Here is a 20,518-nt window from a genome sequence, read left to right as displayed (position 1 = left end):
CGAGGATCAGGTCGGGCAGGCGCGCGACGGTGCCCGCGACCCCGGTGGTGTCGTTGCGCCAGCTGCCGTCGCCGAGGTCGAAGGTTCCGGTGTCGCCGTCGCTGAACGCCGAGGTGGCCTCGGGGACGGTGATCGCCGGCAGCCCGGAGTTCACGGCGTTGCGGAAGAACAGCGAGTTGAATTCCTCGGCGACGGCAGCTGGCGCAACGACACCACCGGGGTCGCGGGCACCGTCGCGCGCCTGCCCGACCTGATCCTCGACATCATCGAGAGCGGCGGTGTGCTGCCCCGGCTCGCCCGGCAGGGCTACCTGCCTACCGAAATGGGCGACCTGCTGCGCTCACCCGCGGTGGCGATGCGCGGCGCGGGCAGCGGCGCGTGATCGAGCGTCTGGGCCGGGCGTTGCGCGGGGTGCGCGCGGGTGCCCGCCGAAGCCCGCTCGCCGGCGGCGCGTTCGAGGCGCCCACGACCATCGCCGTAACCAGCACCGCGTTCACCGACGGGGGCGCCATGCCGGCGTCCAGCGCCGGCAAGGGCGTCGGCGACAACGCCTCCCCGCCGTTGCGCTGGGACGCGCTGCCGGGCCGCACCCGCCAGGTCGTGCTCGTCATGGACGACGTCGACGTCCCGCTGCCCCGGCCCCTGTTGCACACCGTCGCGGTGATCGACCCGAGCGTCGGCGGCGTGGCCGCGGGTGCGCTGCAGCCGGGATGCCCAGGAATCCGCTTCCCGCGGGCCGACCTGGGTCACCGCGGCTATGCCGGGCCACGGCCGATCCCCGGCCATGGGCCACACCACTACCGCTTTCAGGTATTCGCGCTCGATGTCACCATTCCGGACGCCGTGACCAACGCCAAGGGGCTGCTGGCCGCGATGCGCGGTCACGTGCTGGCGCGGGGCACGCTGACCGGAACCTACGAGCGCTAGCCACCGATCGCCCCGCTGACCTGCGGTTGGCAGTGTTTGGCAGCGCCCGGCGTCGATCTGGCAGTGGGCTGGGAGCAGCGTCGGTAGCGATCGCAGTCCGCCAGAGAAAGGAACATCATGTCCGCTATCACGCTTGACCGCACCGGTACCCGGGACGGCTTGCTTCGGCTCGCCATGCGCGCCGACGCCGCCATCAGCGGGCTGGTCGGGCTGGCCGGTCTGCCGTTCGCCGGCTGGCTCGCCGACCTCTCGGGCACCACGAAGGCGTTCGAGTACGCCATGGCCGCGTTCTTGATCGCGTACGGCGTGGTGGTGTTCGGGCTGGCCAGCCTGCCATCGGTGCGGCGCGCCGGCATCGGCGTCATCATCGCCAACGTGGCATACACGGTGGCCGCGATCGTTCTGGTGCTCGCGGACGTCTTTCCGTTGACGTCGGCCGGCGTCGTGTTGAACCTGGCGGCCGGCGCTTACACGCTGGTGTTCGCCGAAGTGCAGTACCAGGGGTGGCGGCGCGCCAAGGCGTGAGCGCGAATGCTCGCAGGCCCGCTCGGTGATCCGGGCGGGCCCGTGAGCGCAGGCTAGTCCTTGGGGATTTCGCGTTCGATCTCGTCGAGCCAGATGCGCGCGGACATGTCGGACGGCGCGCGCCAATCCCCCCGCGGCGACAGCGAACCCCCGTGCGACACCTTGGGCCCGTTCGGCAGCGCCGAGCGCTTGAACTGGCTGAACGAATAGAACCGCTGCACGAAGACCTGCAGCCAGTGCCGGATCTCCTTGAGCGTGTAGGACGGCCGCTTGTCCTCGGGGAAGCCGGGGGGCCAGATGCCGTGGTCGGGATCGCTCCAGGCGTGCCAGGCCAAAAAGGCGATCTTGGACGGCCGGAATCCGAAGCGAAGCACATGGAACAATGAAAAGTCCTGCAGCGCAAATGGACCCACTTTTGCTTCGCTGCTCTGCAGCTCTTCTTCCTCGCCGCTGGGCACCAGCTCCGGGGTGATCTCGGTGTCGAGCACCGACTGCAGCACCTCGCTGACCTCCGGTTCGAACTGCTCCGACGAGATGACCCAGCGGATCAGGTGCTGGACCAGTGTTTTGGGCACGCCGGCGTTGACGTTGTAGTGCGACATCTGGTCGCCCACCCCGTATGTCGACCAGCCCAGTCCCAACTCGGACAGGTCGCCGGTGCCCAGCACGATGCCGCCACGCTGGTTGGCCAACCGGAACAGGTAGTCGGTGCGCAAACCGGCCTGGACGTTTTCGAAGGTGACGTCGTACACCTTTTCGCCGCGCGCGAACGGGTGATCCATCTCCTTGAGCATCAGTTCCGCGCTCTGGCGAATGTCGATCTCCGCGAACGTCACACCCAGCGTGCGGCACAGCTCGGACGCGTTGCGTTTGGTGCGGTCCCCGGTGGCGAAGCCGGGCAGCGTGAACGCCAAAATGTCGCTGCGCGGCCGTTGTTCGCGATCCATCGCGCGGGCGGCCACGATCAGGGCGTGCGTCGAGTCCAGTCCACCGGAGATCCCGATGACCACCTTCGGGAAATCCAGCGCGCGCAGGCGCTGTTCGAGGCCGGCGACCTGGATGTTGTAGCCCTCGAAGCAATCCTGTTCCAGCCGTTGCGGATCGGCGGGGACGAAGGGGAAGCGCTCGATTTCGCGGCGCAGGCCGATGTCCCCGCCGGGTGGGTCCAACCGAAATTCGATGTGCCGATAGGCATCCGTGGTCGTCCGGTGGTGGCGCCGGTTGTCATCGAAGGTGCCCATCCGCAGCCGCTCCGAGCGGAGCAGTTCGACGTCGACGTCGGCGATGCTGCGCCGCTCCCCCTTGGGAAAGCGCTCGGAGGAGGCCAGCATCACGCCGTTTTCGAACACCATGGTTTGGCCGTCCCAGGCCAGATCCGTCGTCGATTCGCCTTCTCCGGCAGCCGAATACACGTAGGCGGCCAGGCAACGCGACGAGGCCGACCGGGCCAGCAGGCAGCGGTCCTCGGCGCGCCCGATCGTGATCGGGCTGCCGGACAGGTTGGCCAGCACCGTCGCACCCGCCAGCGCGGCCTCGGCGCTCGGCGGAATCGGCACGAACATGTCCTCGCAAATCTCCACGTGCAGCACGAAGCCGGGCACGTCGGAAGCCGTGAAGAGCAGGTCGGGACCGAACGGCGCCTCGACGCCGGCCAGCCGGATGGTGCCACGCTCGTCATCGCCGGGTGCGATCTGGCGGCGCTCGTAGAACTCCCGATAGGTGGGCAGGTACGACTTCGGGGCCACCCCCAGCACCGCGCCGCGATGGATCACCACCGCGGCGTTGTAGATCCGGTGCCGATGACGCAGCGGGGCACCGACGACCAACACCGGCAGCAGCTCGGCCGACGCCGCGACGATCTCCTCGATGGCCGTCTCGACGTCGTCGAGCAGCAGGTCTTGCAGCAGGATGTCTTCGATGGAATAGCCGGACAGGGTCAGCTCCGGGAACACGGCCAGCGCGACGGCGTCGTCGTGGCACTCCTGCGCCATCCGCAGGACCGTCTCGGCGTTGGCGGCCGGGTCACCGATGGCGGTGTGGTGGGTGCATGCGGCGACGCGGACGAACCCCTGGCTGTAAGCGTTGTAAAAGTCCATCGCCCTTCCATTGTCGTCGCTGGCGTGTCAACTCGCCGCGGCCGGGTATCCCCGACGACATGAGCGACACTGCTGTCCTGGTAGTCGACATGTTGAACACGTATCAGCATCCCGACGCTGAAAATTTAATACCCAATGTCGAGAAGATCATCGAGCCTTTGACCGATTTGGTCCGCCGGGCCCGTGAAACCGACGACGTCGACTTGGTGTACATCAACGACAACTACGGCGATTTCACCGCCCAGTTCTCCGATATCGTCCGGTCCGCATGCGACGGGGCCAGGCCCGATCTGGTGAAGCCGATCCTGCCGGCCGACGAGTGCCGCGTGATGACCAAGGTGCGGCACAGCGCTTTCTACGCGTCACCCCTGGACTACTTGCTCAACCGGCTGGAGACCAAGCGGGTGATCCTGACCGGCCAGGTCACCGAGCAGTGCATTCTCTACACCGCGCTGGACGCCTACGTGCGCCATTTCCCCGTCGTTATCCCCACCGACGCCGTCGCCGGGATCGACAACGAACTGTGTGAGGCCGCCCTGAAGATGATGGAGCAGAACATGTCCGCCGAGCTCACGACGGCCGCGGACTGCCTGGGCTGAGCCTCGTACTCTGGGTGTGGTGACCGTCGGCTGTGCAGAATCCCCGGAACTGGTCACGCTGTTGGCAGGGCGCCGGATCGCGGTGCTGACGGGCGCGGGCCTGTCCACCGATTCGGGCATCCCCGATTACCGCGGGCCCGATTCGCCGCCGAGCAACCCGATGACCATCCGCCAGTTCACCAGCGATCCGGCGTTTCGGCAGCGGTATTGGGCGCGCAACCACGTCGGTTGGCGCCACATGGCCGACACGCTGCCCAACGCGGGCCACCGGGCGCTGGCCGCGCTTGAGGACGCGTCGGTGGTCACAGGTGTGATCACCCAGAACGTCGATCTGCTGCACTCCAAGGCGGGCAGCCGAAACGTCATCAACCTGCACGGCACCTACGCGCGGGTGATCTGCCTGAGCTGCGGCTCCACCATGGCCCGCGCCGCGCTGGCCGACCGGCTGGAAGAGCTCAACCCCGGATTCATCGAGCGCGCCGAGGCCATCGGTGGGCTGGCGGTGGCGCCCGACGCCGACGCCGTCGTCGCGGACACCGCGTCGTTCCGGTATCTGGATTGCGAGCGCTGCGGCGGCATGCTCAAGCCCGACATCGTCTACTTCGGCGAAAGCGTCCCCAAAGACGTTGTGGCCCAAGCGTATAGGTTGGTCAAGGCGGCGGATGCGCTGCTGGTCGCCGGTTCGTCGCTGACCGTGTTCTCCGGCTACCGGTTTGTGCGTCACGCCGCCGCGCTGGGCATCCCGGTGGCCATCGTCAACCGTGGCGGTACCCGCGGCGACGATCTGGCCAGCGTCAAGGTCGATGGCGGCTGCTCTGAGTTGCTGGCCCTGCTCGCCGACGAGTTAGCGCCCCTGGCAACGCATTAGAAGGTGCACGGCATGCTGCGGATGGCGTGCACGAAGTTGCCCGCCAGGTAGGACGGCTCGCCCGCCGCGATGTCGGGCAGTTGACGGAACAGCTCGCCGAAGATGGCGCGCAGCTGCGCGCGCGCGACGTGGGCACCGAGGCAGAAGTGCAGCCCGCCACCGCCGAAGCCGACGTGGGGGTTGGGGTCGCGGCTCAGGTTCAAGCGCTCCGGGTGGTCGAACGCCTCGGTGTCCCAGTTGCCGGACGGGTAGAACATGACCACCTTCTCCCCCGCCCGGATGGCCTGACCGCCCAGCTCGATATCCGTTGCGGCGGTGCGGCGGAAGGTCATCACCGGCGTCGCCCACCGGATGAACTCCTCGATGGCCGTGCCGATTCGGTTGTCGAAATCCTCGAGCAGCCATGCCTTCTCGCGGGGAAAATCGGTGAGCGCCCGCAGGGTATGACTGATGGTCTGACGGGTGGTGTCGTTGCCCGCCACCGACAGCAGGACGAAGAACGCCGCCACCTCCGCGTCTTCCAGCCGGTCGCCGTCGACTTCGGCGGTGACCAGGCTGCTGATCAGGTCGTCACCCGGGTGTTCGCGACGTTCGGTGGCCAGCGTGCCGACGACTTGGTGCAGATACATTTGGTTTTCCAACAGGACCTCCAGCGCCGGGCGTCCGGCGAGGAACTGCGGGTCCGCCCAGGAGACCAGGGCATCGGTGGCGTGCGCCATGCGCTCACGTTCGGATTCCGGAATCCCCATCATGTCCGACAGGGTGCGGATGGGCAGTTCCTTGGCGCAGTGGTCGACGAAATCCGCGCCGCTGCCTGCGGATCGGAGCTCTTCGACGATGGTCTTGGCGTTGGCCTTGATCGAGTCTTCGATGCGGCGGACCTGGCGGGGGCTCAGCGCGGCGTGAGCGAGCTTGCGCAGCTTGGTGTGTCGCGGCGGGTCCATCGCCAGGAACGACTGCGACGCCTCGAGCAGCTCCACCGGGATGCTCTCGAACATCACCCCGTGGCCGGACAGGAAGACGTCGTTGTTGCGGCTCACCGCGACGATGTCGGAGCGCCGGGTGACCGCCCAGAAGCCGGGGTCGGCCGGATCGGGCATCAGCGAATCCTCGACCGGTGGATGCCAGCTCACCGGCCGCTCGGCCCGCAGCACGGCGAAGGAGCGCTCCCGATCGGCCGCGGTGGTGGACCAGAACGCGCGCGAGGACAGATCGATCTCGTCGTAGGCACGGCCGGACTTGTCGGTCCCGGACTTACCCGTCAGCACGGCCATGGTGGTGATCCTCCGTCTCGTATGACACCGGTCACAGGCTCCCTGCGACGATATGCCTAGACAATCTGTCTAGTCAATATGTCGAGTACTCGGTTATGCTCGGCGCATGCCGTCGCTCACCCGCAAGCCGCAGGGCAACCGCAGCCTGGGCCGCGAGCAGCGGCGCGAGCGGATGGAGCGCCGGCTGCTGGACGCCACCGAACGGCTGATGCGCGACGGCGCGAGCTTCACCGAACTCAGCGTGGATCGGCTCTCCGGTGAGGCCGGCATCTCCCGGGCCAGCTTCTACATCTACTTCGAGGACAAGGGGCATCTGCTGCGCCGGCTTGCGGGCCAGGTATTCGGCGATCTGACCGACGGCGCGCGGAGTTGGTGGAGCGTGGCCGGGCGCCGTGACCCCGAGGACGTGCGGACCGCGATGAGCCGCATCATCGCCACCTACCGGCGCCACCAGGCGGTGCTGGTCGCGCTCAACGAGATGGCCGCCTACGACCCGCTGACGGCGGACACGTATCGCGAACTGCTGACCGGCATCTCCGAGCAGCTCACCCACGTCATCGAAGACGGCCAGGCGGACGGCTCGATCCGCCCGGAGCTGGCCGCGCTCACCACGGCCAGCGCGCTGACGTGGATGGTCGAGCGGGCCTGCCAGCAGAACCTCCCGACCAAGCCCGGCGACTATGACGCCGAACTGGCCGCCACCCTGGCCGAGATCGTCTGGGGCGCACTGTATCTCAAGCCCATCTCGGAGCACTGACCCGACCGCCGCAATTGCGCTAGCACATGCGCTAGTTCGTTCCGGAAGGTCGTCATGGTCCCGAGGCGGTGTCCGCCGGGGACCTCCTACACCGCCACCAAGTCGTCGGCGTGCACCGCGGGCCTGCGCAACTCGCCGGGCAGCTCGGAGGTCGAGCGGCCCATCATGGTGACCAGTTCGGTCGCGTCGTAGGCGACCACACCGCGGGCCACCATCACCCCGTCCGGGTCGCGCAACTCGACCACGTCGCCGGCGTAAAAGCGGCCCGAGACCGCGGTGATCCCGGCGGGCAGCAGCGAGCGACGCTGGCGCACCACCGCGCGCACCGCACCCTCGTCCAGGGTCAGGGCACCGGCAGCCTCGGCGGCGTAACGCACCCAGAACCGCCGGGCCGACATCCGCACCGGGCGTGCCGCGAACACCGTGCCGACCGAAGCGTCAGTGAGCGCGGTCGCGGCGTCGGCGGCGGCTGCCAGCAACACCGGCACACCGGCATCGGCGGCCAGCAGCGCCGACGACATCTTGGAGGTCATGCCGCCGGTGCCCAAATCGCTTCCGGGGCCGGCGATTACACCGATCAGATCCGCGGAGCTGGACACTTCCGCGATGAACCTGGCGCCTTCGGTCTTTCGAGGATCCGCGTCGTAGAGTCCGTCGATGTCGGACAGCAACACCAGCGCCTCGGCGCCGACCAGGTGAGCCACCAGCGCCGAAAGCCGGTCGTTGTCACCGAACCGGATCTCGTTGGTGGCCACCGTGTCGTTCTCGTTGACGATCGCCACCGCATGCAGGGCGCGCAGCCGATCCAGCGTGCGCTGGGCGTTGGTGTGCTGGGCCCGCATCGAGATGTCGTGCGCGCTCAGCAGCACCTGGCCGACCGTGCGGCCATAGCGGGCGAACGCGGCGCTCCACGAATTCACCAGCGCGACCTGACCGACGCTGGCCGCGGCCTGTTTCGTCGCCAAATCCCTTGGCCGACGGGATAATCCGAGCGGCTCGATGCCGGCGGCGATGGCTCCCGACGAGACGATGACGACGTCGGTCCCCGCCTTCATCCGGGCCTCGATCGCGTCGGCGAGCCCGGCCAGCCGGCCCGCGTCGAACACCCCGGCCGGTGTGGTCAGCGCGTTTGTGCCCACCTTGACCACCAGGCTGCGCGCAGTGCGGATGACGTCGCGGTGCGCGGTCACTGCTCCTCACCGCGTACTCTGGTTCTGCGCCGCTCCTCAGCATCGCTGCGCTCTGCATCGTCGCCGGCGCGCCGCTGGCGCCGGGCGGCCTTGCGTTCGGCCGCGCCGACGCGCTCGGTGCGCTCCAGCCTCGTGTCGGTTCCGCGACCGGATAGCGCAACCTGTTGTCCCGCAGGCGTTTGCGGCTCCCAATCGAACGTCATGTCCCCGATGGTCACTGCGCAGCCCGGCCGCGCGCCCAGCCGCAGCAACTCCTCTTCGACGCCGAGGCGCGCCAACCGGTCGGCCAGATATCCCACGGCCTCGTCGTTGTCGAAGTTGGTCTGGCGGATCCAGCGTTCGGGGCGTGCGCCGCTGACCACGAAGGCGCCGGGCTGCTGGGGATCCGGCTGCACACTGAAGCCGCTGTCGTCGACGGGTACCGGCCGGATCACCGGGCGCCGCGGCACGATCTCGGGCTGGGCCGCCTTATAGTCCGAGATGATCTGCCACAGCCCGAATATCAACGGCTGCAGGCCTTCTCGTGCCACGGTCGACACCAGGAACACCGGCCAGCCGCGCTGGGCGATCTCGTCACGGACAAACTCGGCAAGCTCGCGCGCCTCGGGGACGTCGATCTTGTTGAGCACTACGGCGCGGGGCCGCTCGGTCAGATCACCCAGTGCCGCATCCCCTTGCAGGGTGGGCGTATACGCGGCGAGTTCGGCCTCCAGCGCATCGATGTCGGAGATGGGGTCACGGCCGGGATCCGCGGTGGCGCAGTCGACGACGTGCACCAGCACGGCGCACCGCTCGATGTGGCGGAGGAAATCCAGGCCCAGGCCGCGGCCCTGCGATGCACCCGGGATCAGGCCGGGCACGTCGGCAACGGTGAAGGTGTGTTCGCCCGCCGATACCACCCCGAGGTTGGGCACCAGCGTGGTGAACGGATAGTCGGCGATCTTGGGCTTGGCGGCCGAGATCGTGGACACCAGCGAAGATTTGCCGGCCGAGGGAAAACCGATCAGGCCGGCGTCGGCCACGGTCTTGAGTTCCAGCGTCAGGTCGCGGGTCTGGCCCTGCTCGCCCAGCAGCGCAAAGCCGGGAGCCTTGCGGGCCCGCGAGGCGAGTGCGGCGTTGCCCAGCCCGCCGCGTCCACCCGCGGCCGCTTCGAACCGGGTGCCCTCGCCGACCAGGTCGGCGAGCAGCCGACCGTTTTCGTCGAGGACGACGGTGCCGTCGGGCACTTTGACTTCCAGGTCGGCGCCGGCGGCGCCGTCGCGATTGTTGCCCATGCCCTGCTTGCCCGACGGGGCGGTGACGTGGGGGTGGAAATGGAAGTCGAGCAGGGTGTGCACCTGCGGATCGACGACGAACACGATGCTGCCGCCGCGCCCGCCGTTACCGCCGTCGGGGCCTCCGAGCGGCTTGAACTTCTCGCGATGGACGGAGGCGCATCCGTTACCACCGGCACCGGCACGCGCATGGATGACGACGCGGTCGACGAACCGAGGCATCGTGGGTCCTCTCACCTACCACCGGTCGCCGAAATCACCGGGCTGGGCCCGGAAACACACCTCAGTCGGTGGCTTGCCCGGCGGCCACGATGTTGACGGTCTTGCGGCCGCGCTTGATGCCGAACTCGACGGCGCCGGCCTCCTTGGCGAACAACGTGTCGTCCCCGCCACGCCCGACGCCCACGCCCGGGTGGAACTTGGTGCCGCGCTGCCGGACGATGATCTCGCCCGCCTTGACGACCTGGCCGCCGAATCGCTTCACGCCCAGCCGCTGCGCGGCGGAATCGCGACCGTTGCGCGAGCTGGAAGCGCCCTTCTTGTGTGCCATCTCTGCCGCCTTCGCTACTTGATCCCGGTGACCTTCAGGACCGTCAGCTGCTGACGGTGTCCCTGACGCTTGTGGTAGCCGGTCTTGTTCCTGAACTTGTGGATGCGGATCTTGGGACCCTTGGTGTGCTCGAGCACCTCGCCGGTCACCGCGACCTTGGCCAGCGCGGCCGCGTCGGTGGTCACCTTGGCGCCGTCCACCACCAGGGCAACCGGCAGCGACACGTTCGAGCCGGGCTCGGATTCGAGCTTCTCGACCTTGACGACGTCCCCGACGGCGACCTTGTACTGCTTGCCGCCCGTCTTCACGATTGCGTAGGTCGCCATCGTCGTTCTGCTCCTTCTTCTAGCCGCTGCTCTGCGCGTCGCGCGCCAACCAGCCGCGGTGCACGTGGTGGGTCTGGGTGCGGGCCTGCGCCGATTACCCGGGAGTCCCGCTGCCGCCAACCGAAGTTTTCCTCGTCCGGCCTGACGACAACTGTCCAAGGGTACGTGACCAGCGGCTACAGGGTCAAACCGGGCATGACCAGCTCAGTCCGCGTGGATCGGCGGGCCGGCCGGCCGGCCCGCAGCGCGCCTGCGTCGGGGCCGAGCCGCTCCGGCCTGTTCGGCCCCACCGGAGAACTGGCCGGCGTCGGTGTCGTCGGAATCGTCGTCCTCGGTGTCCAGGTCCTCGTCGTCGTCGTCGAGCTCGAGATCCTCGTCGTCGTCGCCGAGGTCCTCTTCGTCGTCGATGTCCTCGTCGTCGTCGTCGAGGTCGTCGTCGTCCGAGTCCTCGTCGTCGGTGTCTTCATCGTCCGAGTCCTCATCGTCCGAGTCCTCGTCGTCCTCGTCGTCGGTGTCCTCGTCGAAGTCCTCTTGGTCGGTGTCCTCGACGCCGCGCGCCGCCTTCTTCTGCTCCAGCTCGTCGGTGGCTTCAGTGGCCTCGTCGGAGTCGTCCTCGGAGTCGCCCTGCGTCGAGGAGCCGGCGGCCATCGCCTTGAACATCGGATGCTCGCCCGGAGCGTGGGCGGGCACCTTGGCCACCACCTGCTCTTCGGCCTTGTTCTTCTTGCGCCTGCCCCGGCGGCCGCCGCCACCGGATTCGGACTTGCGCCCGTTCGACGAGGCCGAGTCCACCGGGTCGGCGTGCAGCAGGATCCCGCGGCCACCGCAATTCGGACACGACGTCGAGAAGGCCTCGATCAGGCCGGTGCCCAACCGCTTGCGGGTCAGCTGGACCAGGCCGAGCGACGTCACCTCGGACACCTGATGGCGGGTGCGGTCGCGGGCCAGCGCCTCGGTCAGCCGCCGCAGCACCAGGTCGCGGTTGGACTCGAGCACCATGTCGATGAAGTCGATGACCACGATGCCGCCGATGTCGCGCAGCCGCAGCTGGCGCACGATCTCCTCGGCCGCCTCGAGGTTGTTCTTGGTGACCGTCTGCTCGAGGTTGCCGCCGGACCCGGTGAACTTGCCGGTGTTGACGTCGACCACCGTCATGGCCTCGGTCCGGTCGATCACCAGCGTGCCGCCCGAGGGCAGCCACACCTTGCGTTCCATCGCCTTGGCGAGTTGCTCGTCGATGCGGTGCACCGCGAACACATCGGGACCGTTCTCGGCGGTTTCGTATTTGTTCAGCTTCGAAACCAGGTCGGGCGCAACCGAATTCACGTAATCGTTGATGGTGGTCCAGGCTTCTTCACCGGACACGATGAGGCCGGCGAAGTCCTCGTTGAACAGGTCGCGGATGACCTTGACCAGCACGTCGGGCTCTTCGTAGAGCGCCACCGCGGCGCCGGCGGCCTTCTCCTTGATCTCGATGGCCTTGGCCTCGATCTGTTGCCAGCGCTCCTGCAGGCGGGTGACGTCGCTGCGGATGTCCTCTTCTTTGACGCCCTCGGACGCCGTGCGGATGATCACACCCGCGTCGGACGGCACCACTTCGCGCAGGATCTCTTTGAGCCGCTGACGTTCGGTGTCGGGCAGCTTGCGGCTGATCCCGGTCGACGACGCCCCCGGCACGTAGACCAGGTAGCGGCCCGCCAGTGACACCTGCGTGGTCAGCCGCGCGCCCTTGTGTCCGACCGGGTCCTTGCTGACCTGGACGACGACGTAGTCGCCCGGTTTGAGCGCCTGTTCGATCTTGCGGTCGGATCCGCCGAGCCCGGCGGCTTCCCAGTTGACCTCACCGGCATAGAGCACACCGTTGCGGCCGCGGCCGATGTCGACGAACGCCGCCTCCATCGACGGCAGCACGTTCTGGACGATGCCCAGGTAGATGTTGCCCACCAGCGAGGCCGACGCGGCCGACGTGACGAAGTGCTCGACGACGATGCCGTCCTCGAGCACCGCGATCTGGGTGTAGCGCGAGCCCTGGTGCGGCGGCTCGGTGCGGACCCGGTCGCGCACGACCATCATCCGCTCGACGGCCTCGCGGCGGGCCAGGAATTCGGCCTCGGTCAACACCGGGGGGCGGCGCCGTCCGGCATCGCGGCCGTCCCGGCGCCGCTGCCGCTTGGCCTCCAGCCGCGTCGAGCCGTTGATGCCCTTGATCTCGTTGTTGGCGCTGGCGGAGTCGTCTCCGCCGCCGCCCTTGCCGTTGCGGGGCGGGCGCTCGTGCACCACGGTGTTCGGCGGATCGTCGGGCGACGAGCCCTCGTCGTTGTCGTCGCCGGATCCGGATTTGCGGCGGCGGCGCCGGCGGCGGCGCCGATTGCCGCCATCCGCCGAGCCGTCGTCACCGTTGTCGGAGTCGTCGGAATCGTCCGAGTCGTCGGTGTCCTGGCCGTCGGAGTCCTCGGCGTCGCCGGAGTCGGGTTGGCCGCCCTTCCTACCCCGCGGTTGGCCCTCGTCGTCGTCGCCGTCGTCGCCCTGGCCGTCGGGTCCGCCCTGCTCACCGCGTCCGCGACCGCGACCGCGGCGGCCGCGGCGGCGCCGCTTGTTCGACGGCCGGTCGGCCTGCTCGTCATCGTCGGAGTCGGCGTCATCCGAGTCGTCACCATCGTCGTCGCTGCCGGCGTCGTCCTCGCGGGCGTCGATCGGCTGCGGTGCGACGAACAACGGCATGTAATGCGGCCGCTCGGCGGCGGTGTCGGGGGTCTCGAGCAGCAGCCGGGATTCGGGCTCCTCGGCTGCGGCCGCCGGCGCGGGGTCCGCATCTTCCGGGGTTCCGGCGGGCTGTGCGGCCGCCAGCAAGTCTCGCACCCGCACCGCGTCGTCGCGGTCCACGGTGGAATGCGCGCTGCGGATGCGCCCGTCGAGCTCGCTTAGCGCGTCCAGCACCCTCTTGCTGGTGGTTCCCAGCGTTCGGGCCAGCGAATGAACTCTCAGGCGGTCCGGCAGTTCCTGCGGCCGAGTCGATTCTTCTGATGGGTCTGCAGTCGGTGCACCGTCTACCACGTATTCTCCTCAAGCCCCCGGGCGCGTCGTTGCGACGCGGCCACGCGAGGGCTTCGCTATGGGCCCGGGTCACTTCTCCCGGACTTGTGATGGTCTCGCCCCGAGCGGCCCAGGATCGCAGACCCACTCGGCGCCGTGCTGAATGACGGCCTGACATGCAGCGAACCAAGGCGACGGGGCTATTGGTCGCGCTTGTCTAAGTCTTCATTCGGGTGTCTGTCGCCGGTCCGGCGACGTTCACCCGAGACCAGTATCCCACATCACGTGGCGGTCCCAGCCACACCTGAGCCAGCCCGCGCCAGCAAAGTCGCTGCGGACCGCGCCGCGGCGCCATCACCGCAGCTCTACGCGTTGGGAAACCAGAGCGCGATTTCCCGCTTCGCGGATTCGGTGGAATCCGACCCGTGCACCAGGTTGAGCTGCGTCTCGAGCCCGAAGTCGCCGCGGATGGTGCCGGGAATCGCCTTTTCCACCGGGTCGGTCCCGCCCGCGAGCTGCCGAAACGCGGCGATCGCGCGGGGCCCCTCCACGATGGCCGCCACCACCGGTCCGGAGGTGATGAACTCCAGCAGCGAGTCGAAGAACGGCTTGCCCTCGTGCTCCGCGTAGTGCTGGGCGGCAAGGTCGCGGCTGACCGCCCGGAGCTCCAGCGCGGTGATGGAGAGGCCTTTGCGCTCGATGCGGCCGATGATCTCCCCCACCAGGTGCCGCTGGACGCCATCGGGCTTGATCAGTATCAATGTCCGTTCGGTCACGGCGGACAGCGTACATAACCGGGCGGCGAAGAGTCGGGCGACGGCGGTCGGGAGGTCATCGCCGGCCCGCGCCGCTAGCCCTGGCGGCGCCGGACCTCGGCCCGGAAGTAGGCGATCAGGGCCCACAGCCCGGTGAACAGCACGCCGATGAACCCCACCCCCGGATAGACCGCGAAGCCGGCCAGCAGGATCGCCTGGACCCCCAGGTTGGCCCAGATCGCCCAGGGTTTGCGCTGCACGCCGGCCATCAGGATCAGCAGCACGGCCAGCCCGATCAGGTAGCTCAGCGACACCGTCGTCAGGCCGCCGCCGACCGCACCCACCACCGGGATCGCCAGCAACACCACGATCGCTTCCAGGATCAGCGTCAACGCCATCACCGCGCCAAAGCTCCGCCACGGGTCGGCCTGCGGCGCCGCGGCCCGCTCGTCGGGGTTCTCGGGGACGTCGGTCATTGCGGATCACGACCGAACAGGGTCCGGGCCGCCCCGGCGGTGACGACCGAGCCGGTGATGACGATGCCGGTACCGGAGAACGCTTCGGCCGGGCCGTCGGTCGCGGCGTCATCTACCAGCGCGGTCGCGACGTCGATGGCGTCGCGCAGGTTCTCGGCGGTGCTCACGCGGTCGGGCCCGAACCGCTCGCGCGCGGCCAGGGCCAGCGATTCGACATCGAGTGCCCGCGGGGATCCGTTGTGCGTGATCACGACGGCGTCGAACACCGGCTGCAGGGCGGCGAGAATGCCGTCGACGTCCTTATCGGCGAGCACGCTGAGCACCCCGACGAGATAGCGGAAGTCGAACTCGTCGGCCAGGGTCTGCGCCAGCGCGGCCGCGCCGGCGGGATTGTGCGCGGCGTCGATGAATACCGTTGGGGCGCTGCGCATCCGCTCGAGCCGGCCGGGGCTGGCGACGGCGGCGAAACCGGCGCGAACCGCGTCGACGTCGAGCTGGCGCTGCGCACCGGCGCCGAAAAACGCCTCGACAGCCGCGAGGGCCAGCACGGCGTTGTGCGCCTGGTGTTCGCCGTGCAGCGGCAGATAGACATCCGAATACACCCCGCCGAGGCCCTGCAGCTGCAGCACCTGCCCGCCGATCGCCACCTGACGGCCCAGCACCGCGAACTCCGAATCCTCGCGGGCCACCGCGGCGTCGGCCTGCACGGTTCGGTCCAACAACACTTCCATCGCCTCGGGCGCCTGACGCGCGATGACGGCCACGGTATCGGGCGCTCCCTCGGGCGCGCGGGTGATGATGCCGGCTTTCTCCCCCGCGATGCCGGCGAGGTCGTCGCCCAGGTATTCGACGTGGTCGATGGAGACCGGGGTGATGACGGCGACCGGGGCGTTGATCACGTTGGTGGCGTCCCAGCGGCCGCCCATCCCCACCTCGACGACCGCGACGTCGACGGGGGCGTCGGCGAATGCGGCGAACGCCATCGCGGTCAACACCTCGAACTTGCTCATCGCCGGCCCACCGTCGGCCTGCGACTGCGCATCGACCATCTGCACGAACGGCTCGATCTCGCGATAGGTCGCCACGTACCGGGCCGGGCTGATCGGCTTGGAGTCGATCGAGATGCGTTCGACCGCCGATTGCAGGTGCGGGCTGGTGGTGCGTCCGGTGCGCCGGTGCAGCGCGGTGATCAGCGCGTCGATCATCCGGGCCACCGAGGTCTTGCCGTTGGTGCCCGCCACGTGGATCGACGGGTAGGCCAGCTGCGGGGAGCCCAGCAGGTCCAGCAACGCGCTGATCCGGGTCAGGCTGGGCTCGATCTTGGTCTCCGGCCAGCGCTGGTCCAGCAGGTGTTCGACCTGTAACAGCGACGCGATCTCGTCGGGGGTGGGGACCGGGTCGGGAAGCTCGGTGGGAACCTCGTCCTGCGGCCACTCGGGCTCGGTCATCGAACGCTCACTGCAGCCCGGCTAGCCGCGCGTTGATCCGCTCGGTCTCCTCCTGGGCCAGGCGCTGACGGTCCCGGATCTTGTCGACGACGTGTTGCGGCGCCTTGCCCAGGAAGTCCTCGTTGGCCAGTTTGGCGGTGGTCGACGCGAGCTCCTTGTGCGCCGCGGCCAGGTCCTTTTCCAGGCGGCGACGTTCGGCGGCGACGTCGATGGTGCCCGAGGTGTCGAGCTCGACGACGACGGTCCCGCGGTGCAGCCGGACCTCCACCGACGCCGACGGTTGGAACTGCGGGCCCGCTGCGGTGAGCCACGCCAGCGAGGTCACCGCGCTCACCTGGGTGCCCAGATCGGATTCGTCGACGCCGGCCATCCGGGCCGGCACCTTCTGCCGGTCCGCCAGCCCTTGGTCGCTGCGGAACCGGCGCACCTCGGTCACCAGCTTTTGCATGTCGGTAATCCGCTGCGCGGCAACCTGATCCAGGCCGATACCGGACGGCTGCGGCCAGTCGGCGATCACCAGCGACTCGTGTTCGGCCTCGTCACCGGTGAGGGCCTGCCACAGGGCCTCGGTGATGAAAGGGATCACCGGGTGCAGCAACCGCAGCAGGGTGTCCAGCGTCGCCGCCAGCACGGCCGTGGTGTGCGTGATCCCTTCGGCCAATTGGGTTTTGGCCAATTCCACGTACCAGTCGCAGAATTCGTCCCACGCGAAGTGGTAGAGCGCCTCGCAGGCGCGACTGAACTCGTAGCTGTCGAACGCCGAATCAACTTCCGCGCGAACCTCTTCCAGCCGGCCGAGGATCCAGCGGTCGGCGTCGGTGAGTTCGGCCGGCGGCGGCAGCGGGGCCAGCTTGGCGCCGTTGAGCAGCGCGTAGCGGGTGGCGTTGAACAGCTTGGTACAGAAGTTGCGCGACGCCCGGACGTGATCTTCGCCGACCGCGAGGTCACCGCCGGGGCTGGCGCCGCGCGCCAGCGTGAACCGCAGCGCGTCGGCGCCGAACGCGTCCACCCAGTCCAGCGGATCGATGACGTTGCCCTTGGACTTGCTCATCTTGCGGCCGGACTCGTCGCGGATCAGCCCGTGCAGGAAGACATCGGTGAACGGCACCTGCGGGCCGCGGCGGCCGCCCAGGGTGATGGCCTCGTCGTCGCCGACGAAGGTGCCGAACATCATCATCCTGGCCACCCAGAAGAACAAGATGTCGTAACCGGTGACCAGAACGCTTGTGGGATAGAACTTCTCGAGCTCCGGGGTCTTGTCCGGCCAGCCCAACGTGGAGAACGGCCACAGCCCCGAGGAGAACCAGGTGTCCAGCACGTCGGGGTCCTGCTCCCAACCTTCCGGCGGGGTCTCGTCGGGACCAACGCAACGCTGTTCGCCGTTGGGGCCGTACCAGATCGGAATGCGGTGACCCCACCACAGCTGACGCGAAATGCACCAGTCGTGCATGTCGTCGACCCAGGCGAACCACCGCGGCTCCAGGCTGGCGGGGTGAATCACGGTGTCGCCGTTGCGCACCGCGTCGCCGGCGGCCTTGGCGAGCGATTCCACCCGGACCCACCACTGCAGCGACAGCCGCGGTTCGATCGGCTCGCCGCTGCGCTCGGAGTGTCCGACGCTGTGCAGGTAGGGCCGCTTCTCCTCGGTGATCCGGCCCTGCGCCGCCAGCGCCTCGCGCACCGCGACCCTGGCCTGGAATCGGTCCATGCCGTCGAATTGCGTTCCGGTGCCGGTGATTCGGCCCTTGGTGTCCATGATCGAGATCATCGGCAGCTCATGGCGGAGTCCGATCTCGAAGTCATTGGGGTCGTGTGCGGGAGTGACTTTGACTGCGCCGGTACCGAATTCGGGATCCACGTGTTCGTCGGCCACCACCACGAGCTGACGGTCCACGAACGGGTGCGGCAGGTTGGTGCCGACCAGATGCCGGTAGCGCTCGTCGTCGGGATGCACCGCGATCGCGGTGTCGCCGAGCATCGTTTCCATCCGGGTGGTGGCCACCACGATGTGTGGCTGCGAGTCGTCCATCGATCCGTACCGGAACGACACCAGCTCGCCTTCCACCTCCTGGTAGTCGACCTCGATGTCCGAGATGGCCGTCTGCAGCACCGGCGACCAGTTGACCAGCCGTTCGGCCCGATAGATCAGCCCGGCGTCGTAGAGGCGCTTGAAGATCGCCCGGACCGCTCGGGACAGCCCCTCGTCCATGGTGAACCGGTCGCGGCTCCAGTCCACGCCGTCGCCGAGCCGGCGCATCTGGGCACCGATGGCGCCGCCGGACTCCCGCTTCCAGTCCCAGACCTTCTCGATGAACAGCTCTCGGCCGAAGTCCTCTTTGGTCTTGCCGTCGATTGCGAGTTGCTTTTCGACCACGCTCTGCGTCGCGATGCCGGCATGATCCATGCCCGGCTGCCACAGCACCTCGTAGCCCTGCATTCGCTTGCGCCGCGTCAGGGCGTCCATCATGGTGTGCTCGAGCGCGTGGCCCATGTGCAGGCTGCCGGTCACGTTCGGCGGGGGCAGCACGATCGAATACCCGGGCTTGGCGCTGTTCGGGTCCGCCGCGAAGTAACCCGCGTCCACCCACTTCTGATAGATCGCGCTTTCGGCCGCAGCTGGGTCCCACGACTTGGGCAGGTCAGTGGCGGGGCTGCGGCTGGCGGTCACCCGTCAATTCTAGGGAGCGGTGTTTACCCACGTGTAAGCGCCCAAAATGCGTGACCCGGGTCACTAGGCCAGCCGCTCTACCTCCAATGTGACGCCCGCGGCCGGGAAACGGTCCAGCAGTGCGTCGCCCATCGCTGCCGCGGGCGTGAGGACGCCGTGCAGGTCGGGGAGCTTGTCGCGGTCCAGCGCCAGCGCGAGGCCGCACTCCCCCAACAACACCGAAGTCGCCTTGTAGCCCGGGTCCCCACGCTGCTCCATGCGCGCCACGAACCGGGCGCCGGTGGTCGTGGTGGTGAACGTCTCGATCCGGTAGTAGCCGCGTTCCCGGGCCTTCTCGCTCGGGCCGGTGCCGGGCTCGGGCACGATGCGCTCCACCAGCCGGCGCGGCAGCAACCGGAAGTAGCGGCTGCCCAGTCCGAAGGTGGCGGCACCCACCCCGCCCACCACAGCGGACGCCACCGGGGCCAGCGGCGACGAGCCCAGGCTCATGCTTTCGCTGTAACGCAACTGGCGGCCGTAGGCCCAGTCCAGCAAGGCATTGCTGCGCCGCACGATTCGGGTGTTGTACGGCGCCATCAGGAAACCCGCCGTCCACAGGCCGCTCAGTTCCGGCGCGATCCGGCCACCGCGGCGCAGGGGCAGATCGGGCTGGGGGCCGATCTCGGGTTCGGCGCTGCGGTCGGTGGTCAGGGTGTACGGATCGGCGAGTCGGCGGCGGGCGTCGGGATCGCGCGAGGCGGTGTCCAGCACTTCCAACATCGAGGCGACGGTGCCCCCGGATATGCCGCCCGAGAAGGAGCGGACCACCAGGTCGGTGTCGACGAGTTCTCCCGCGCCGCCGTCGCGCGCGGCCCGGTAGAGCGCGTACACGCTGAGGTCCGAAGGGACGGAATCGAATCCGCACGCGTGCACGATGCGCGCGCCGGTGTCCGCGGCCTGCTTGTGATACAGGTCGATGCTGTCGCGGACGAACATCGCCTCGCCGGTCAGGTCGGCGTAGTCGGTGCCGGCGGCGGCGCAGGCGGCCACCAGCGGCAACCCGTAGCGGGTGTAGGGCCCGACCGTGGTGATGACGACCTGGGTGCGGGCCGCCATCTCATCGAGCGTCGAGGGCGAGGACGCGTCGGCGTTCACAATGGGCCACGACTGCGCCGCTTCGCCCAACGTGTCGCGGATGGCGCGTAGGCGGTCGGCCGATCTGCCGGCCAGTGCTATCCGCTTGTCCGGCGCCGAGCCGGCCAGGTATTCGGCGGTGAGTTTCCCGACGAAGCCCGTCGCCCCATACAGCACAATGTCGAATTCGCGCGGCGTTGCGGTCACGGGCCCGACGCTACCCGACGCTGGGGCCCCAACCCCTGGAGCTAAGAAGTGCCGGGCCCGGTGGCCCGGCACTTCTTATATGTATGTCAGCCGTCGCGTGGGCGTCGGCTCAGCCGCGGCGTCCGCAGACCGGCCAAGCGCCGATGCCCTGCGAGTGCAGCACGTTCTCGGCCACCCGGATCTGCTCCTCGCGGCTCGCGCCGGACGGGGAGCCACTGCCGCCGTTGGCGTGCCAGGTGCTCGGGGTGAACTGCAGTCCACCGGAGAAGCCGTTACCGGTGCTGATGCCCCAGTTGCCACCCGACTCGCACTGCGCGATGGCATCCCAGTTCACGCTGTAGGCGCGGTGGGCAGGCGGCGGCAGTGGCTCCCCGTCCGGCGCGAGCCGCGAGGAGCAGATCCGGGTGGCCGAGAACGTGCTGCACTCGCAGG

At 68.8% G+C, this 20,518-nt stretch carries 18 protein-coding genes and 1 pseudogene; 6 read left to right on the top strand and 13 right to left on the bottom strand.

What is annotated here, in order from left to right; all coding sequences use genetic code 11:
- The 3 genes and pseudogenes from A5659_RS28460 to A5659_RS08235 all read left to right on the top strand — a co-directional run.
- Nucleotides 1-382: pseudogene (locus A5659_RS28460) on the top strand (hypothetical protein); the annotation flags it as partial.
- Complete coding sequence (locus A5659_RS08240) at nucleotides 379-927, top strand: YbhB/YbcL family Raf kinase inhibitor-like protein (protein WP_066867077.1); 549 nt, start codon at nucleotides 379-381, stop codon at nucleotides 925-927. The pseudogene A5659_RS28460 and the gene A5659_RS08240, both read left to right, overlap by 4 nt.
- Nucleotides 928-1,044: 117 nt before the next feature.
- Nucleotides 1,045-1,452 carry a hypothetical protein gene (locus A5659_RS08235; RefSeq protein WP_082972275.1) on the top strand — a complete coding sequence of 136 codons (408 nt, stop codon included), beginning with the start codon at nucleotides 1,045-1,047 and terminating at the stop codon, nucleotides 1,450-1,452.
- Between the two features lie 53 nt (nucleotides 1,453-1,505).
- Here A5659_RS08235 and A5659_RS08230 read toward each other — a convergent pair whose 3' ends face one another.
- A complete protein-coding gene (locus tag A5659_RS08230) occupies nucleotides 1,506-3,548 on the bottom strand; it encodes an NAD(+) synthase (protein WP_067180353.1) in 2,043 nt (680 codons plus the stop codon).
- A gap of 59 nt (nucleotides 3,549-3,607) precedes the next feature.
- Between A5659_RS08230 and A5659_RS08225 the strand changes: the two genes are divergently transcribed.
- Both A5659_RS08225 and A5659_RS08220 read left to right on the top strand, forming a co-directional pair.
- Nucleotides 3,608-4,147 (top strand): cysteine hydrolase family protein, encoded by a 540-nt coding sequence (locus A5659_RS08225; protein ID WP_066867070.1) that lies wholly within the window; start codon nucleotides 3,608-3,610, stop codon nucleotides 4,145-4,147.
- Between the two features lie 19 nt (nucleotides 4,148-4,166).
- The gene (locus A5659_RS08220; RefSeq protein WP_067180356.1) at nucleotides 4,167-5,015 is read left to right on the top strand and encodes an NAD-dependent protein deacetylase; all 849 of its coding nucleotides are present in this window, start codon (nucleotides 4,167-4,169) and stop codon (nucleotides 5,013-5,015) included.
- On the opposite strand, the gene A5659_RS08215 is transcribed toward A5659_RS08220, so the two are convergent.
- Nucleotides 5,012-6,289, bottom strand: a complete 1,278-nt coding sequence (locus tag A5659_RS08215; protein ID WP_067022099.1) for a cytochrome P450 — start codon at nucleotides 6,287-6,289, stop codon at nucleotides 5,012-5,014. The two genes, A5659_RS08220 and A5659_RS08215, sit on opposite strands and share 4 nt — an antisense overlap.
- A gap of 106 nt (nucleotides 6,290-6,395) precedes the next feature.
- Here A5659_RS08215 and A5659_RS08210 point away from each other — a divergent pair, with 106 nt between their 5' ends.
- Nucleotides 6,396-7,046 (top strand): TetR/AcrR family transcriptional regulator, encoded by a 651-nt coding sequence (locus A5659_RS08210; RefSeq protein WP_066867067.1) that lies wholly within the window; start codon nucleotides 6,396-6,398, stop codon nucleotides 7,044-7,046.
- A gap of 86 nt (nucleotides 7,047-7,132) precedes the next feature.
- Here A5659_RS08210 and proB read toward each other — a convergent pair whose 3' ends face one another.
- From proB to A5659_RS08155, 11 genes are all read right to left on the bottom strand, one after another.
- Nucleotides 7,133-8,236 carry a glutamate 5-kinase gene (gene proB, locus A5659_RS08205; protein WP_066867065.1) on the bottom strand — a complete coding sequence of 368 codons (1,104 nt, stop codon included), beginning with the start codon at nucleotides 8,234-8,236 and terminating at the stop codon, nucleotides 7,133-7,135.
- Nucleotides 8,233-9,732 (bottom strand): GTPase ObgE, encoded by a 1,500-nt coding sequence (gene obgE / locus A5659_RS08200; RefSeq protein WP_067180352.1) that lies wholly within the window; start codon nucleotides 9,730-9,732, stop codon nucleotides 8,233-8,235. Before obgE ends, proB begins: the two co-directional genes overlap by 4 nt.
- A 61-nt stretch (nucleotides 9,733-9,793) precedes the next feature.
- Complete coding sequence (gene rpmA / locus A5659_RS08195; RefSeq protein WP_008255217.1) at nucleotides 9,794-10,060, bottom strand: 50S ribosomal protein L27; 267 nt, start codon at nucleotides 10,058-10,060, stop codon at nucleotides 9,794-9,796.
- A 14-nt stretch (nucleotides 10,061-10,074) separates the two neighbouring features.
- Nucleotides 10,075-10,386 (bottom strand): 50S ribosomal protein L21, encoded by a 312-nt coding sequence (rplU, locus tag A5659_RS08190; RefSeq protein ID WP_007769829.1) that lies wholly within the window; start codon nucleotides 10,384-10,386, stop codon nucleotides 10,075-10,077.
- Nucleotides 10,387-10,590: 204 nt separating this feature from the next.
- Nucleotides 10,591-13,440 carry an Rne/Rng family ribonuclease gene (locus tag A5659_RS08185; protein WP_067180344.1) on the bottom strand — a complete coding sequence of 950 codons (2,850 nt, stop codon included), beginning with the start codon at nucleotides 13,438-13,440 and terminating at the stop codon, nucleotides 10,591-10,593.
- Nucleotides 13,441-13,784: 344 nt separating this feature from the next.
- Nucleotides 13,785-14,195: a nucleoside-diphosphate kinase gene (gene ndk / locus A5659_RS08180; protein WP_067180340.1), complete on the bottom strand. Its 411-nt coding sequence runs from the start codon at nucleotides 14,193-14,195 to the stop codon at nucleotides 13,785-13,787.
- A gap of 74 nt (nucleotides 14,196-14,269) precedes the next feature.
- The gene (locus tag A5659_RS08175) at nucleotides 14,270-14,650 is read right to left on the bottom strand and encodes a DUF4233 domain-containing protein (protein ID WP_067180337.1); all 381 of its coding nucleotides are present in this window, start codon (nucleotides 14,648-14,650) and stop codon (nucleotides 14,270-14,272) included.
- On the bottom strand, nucleotides 14,647-16,098 hold the full coding sequence (locus A5659_RS08170) for a folylpolyglutamate synthase/dihydrofolate synthase family protein (protein ID WP_066867055.1): 1,452 nt from the start codon (nucleotides 16,096-16,098) through the stop codon (nucleotides 14,647-14,649). Before A5659_RS08170 ends, A5659_RS08175 begins: the two co-directional genes overlap by 4 nt.
- 7 nt (nucleotides 16,099-16,105) lie before the next feature.
- Nucleotides 16,106-18,766, bottom strand: coding sequence for a valine--tRNA ligase (locus A5659_RS08165; protein WP_067180326.1), 2,661 nt, complete (start codon nucleotides 18,764-18,766; stop codon nucleotides 16,106-16,108).
- 63 nt (nucleotides 18,767-18,829) lie between these two features.
- Nucleotides 18,830-20,086, bottom strand: coding sequence for a trans-acting enoyl reductase family protein (locus tag A5659_RS08160; RefSeq protein WP_067180321.1), 1,257 nt, complete (start codon nucleotides 20,084-20,086; stop codon nucleotides 18,830-18,832).
- 109 nt (nucleotides 20,087-20,195) lie between these two features.
- Nucleotides 20,196-20,518: transglycosylase family protein (locus A5659_RS08155; protein WP_369829365.1), on the bottom strand; the 323-nt coding region annotated here is incomplete at its 5' end.

Origin of the sequence: Mycobacterium sp. 1165196.3 (assembly GCF_001673415.1) — a bacterium.
In the GTDB taxonomy this organism is placed as follows: domain Bacteria; phylum Actinomycetota; class Actinomycetes; order Mycobacteriales; family Mycobacteriaceae; genus Mycobacterium; species Mycobacterium europaeum_A.
Note: the sequence above shows the minus strand (reverse complement) of the source record. Positions and strands in the feature narration are given on the sequence as shown.

What these genes read in the sequence shown, in the direction of transcription:
- A5659_RS08235 (WP_082972275.1), top strand. Translation starts at nt 1,045, where the DNA reads ATGTCCGCTATCACGCTTGACCGCACCGGTACCCGGGACGGCTTGCTT.
- A5659_RS08230 (WP_067180353.1), bottom strand. Translation starts at nt 3,548, where the DNA reads ATGGACTTTTACAACGCTTACAGCCAGGGGTTCGTCCGCGTCGCCGCA.
- A5659_RS08225 (WP_066867070.1), top strand. Translation starts at nt 3,608, where the DNA reads ATGAGCGACACTGCTGTCCTGGTAGTCGACATGTTGAACACGTATCAG.
- A5659_RS08215 (WP_067022099.1), bottom strand. Translation starts at nt 6,289, where the DNA reads ATGGCCGTGCTGACGGGTAAGTCCGGGACCGACAAGTCCGGCCGTGCC.
- A5659_RS08210 (WP_066867067.1), top strand. Translation starts at nt 6,396, where the DNA reads ATGCCGTCGCTCACCCGCAAGCCGCAGGGCAACCGCAGCCTGGGCCGC.
- obgE (WP_067180352.1), bottom strand. Translation starts at nt 9,732, where the DNA reads ATGCCTCGGTTCGTCGACCGCGTCGTCATCCATGCGCGTGCCGGTGCC.
- rpmA (WP_008255217.1), bottom strand. Translation starts at nt 10,060, where the DNA reads ATGGCACACAAGAAGGGCGCTTCCAGCTCGCGCAACGGTCGCGATTCC.
- rplU (WP_007769829.1), bottom strand. Translation starts at nt 10,386, where the DNA reads ATGGCGACCTACGCAATCGTGAAGACGGGCGGCAAGCAGTACAAGGTC.
- A5659_RS08175 (WP_067180337.1), bottom strand. Translation starts at nt 14,650, where the DNA reads ATGACCGACGTCCCCGAGAACCCCGACGAGCGGGCCGCGGCGCCGCAG.
- A5659_RS08170 (WP_066867055.1), bottom strand. Translation starts at nt 16,098, where the DNA reads ATGACCGAGCCCGAGTGGCCGCAGGACGAGGTTCCCACCGAGCTTCCC.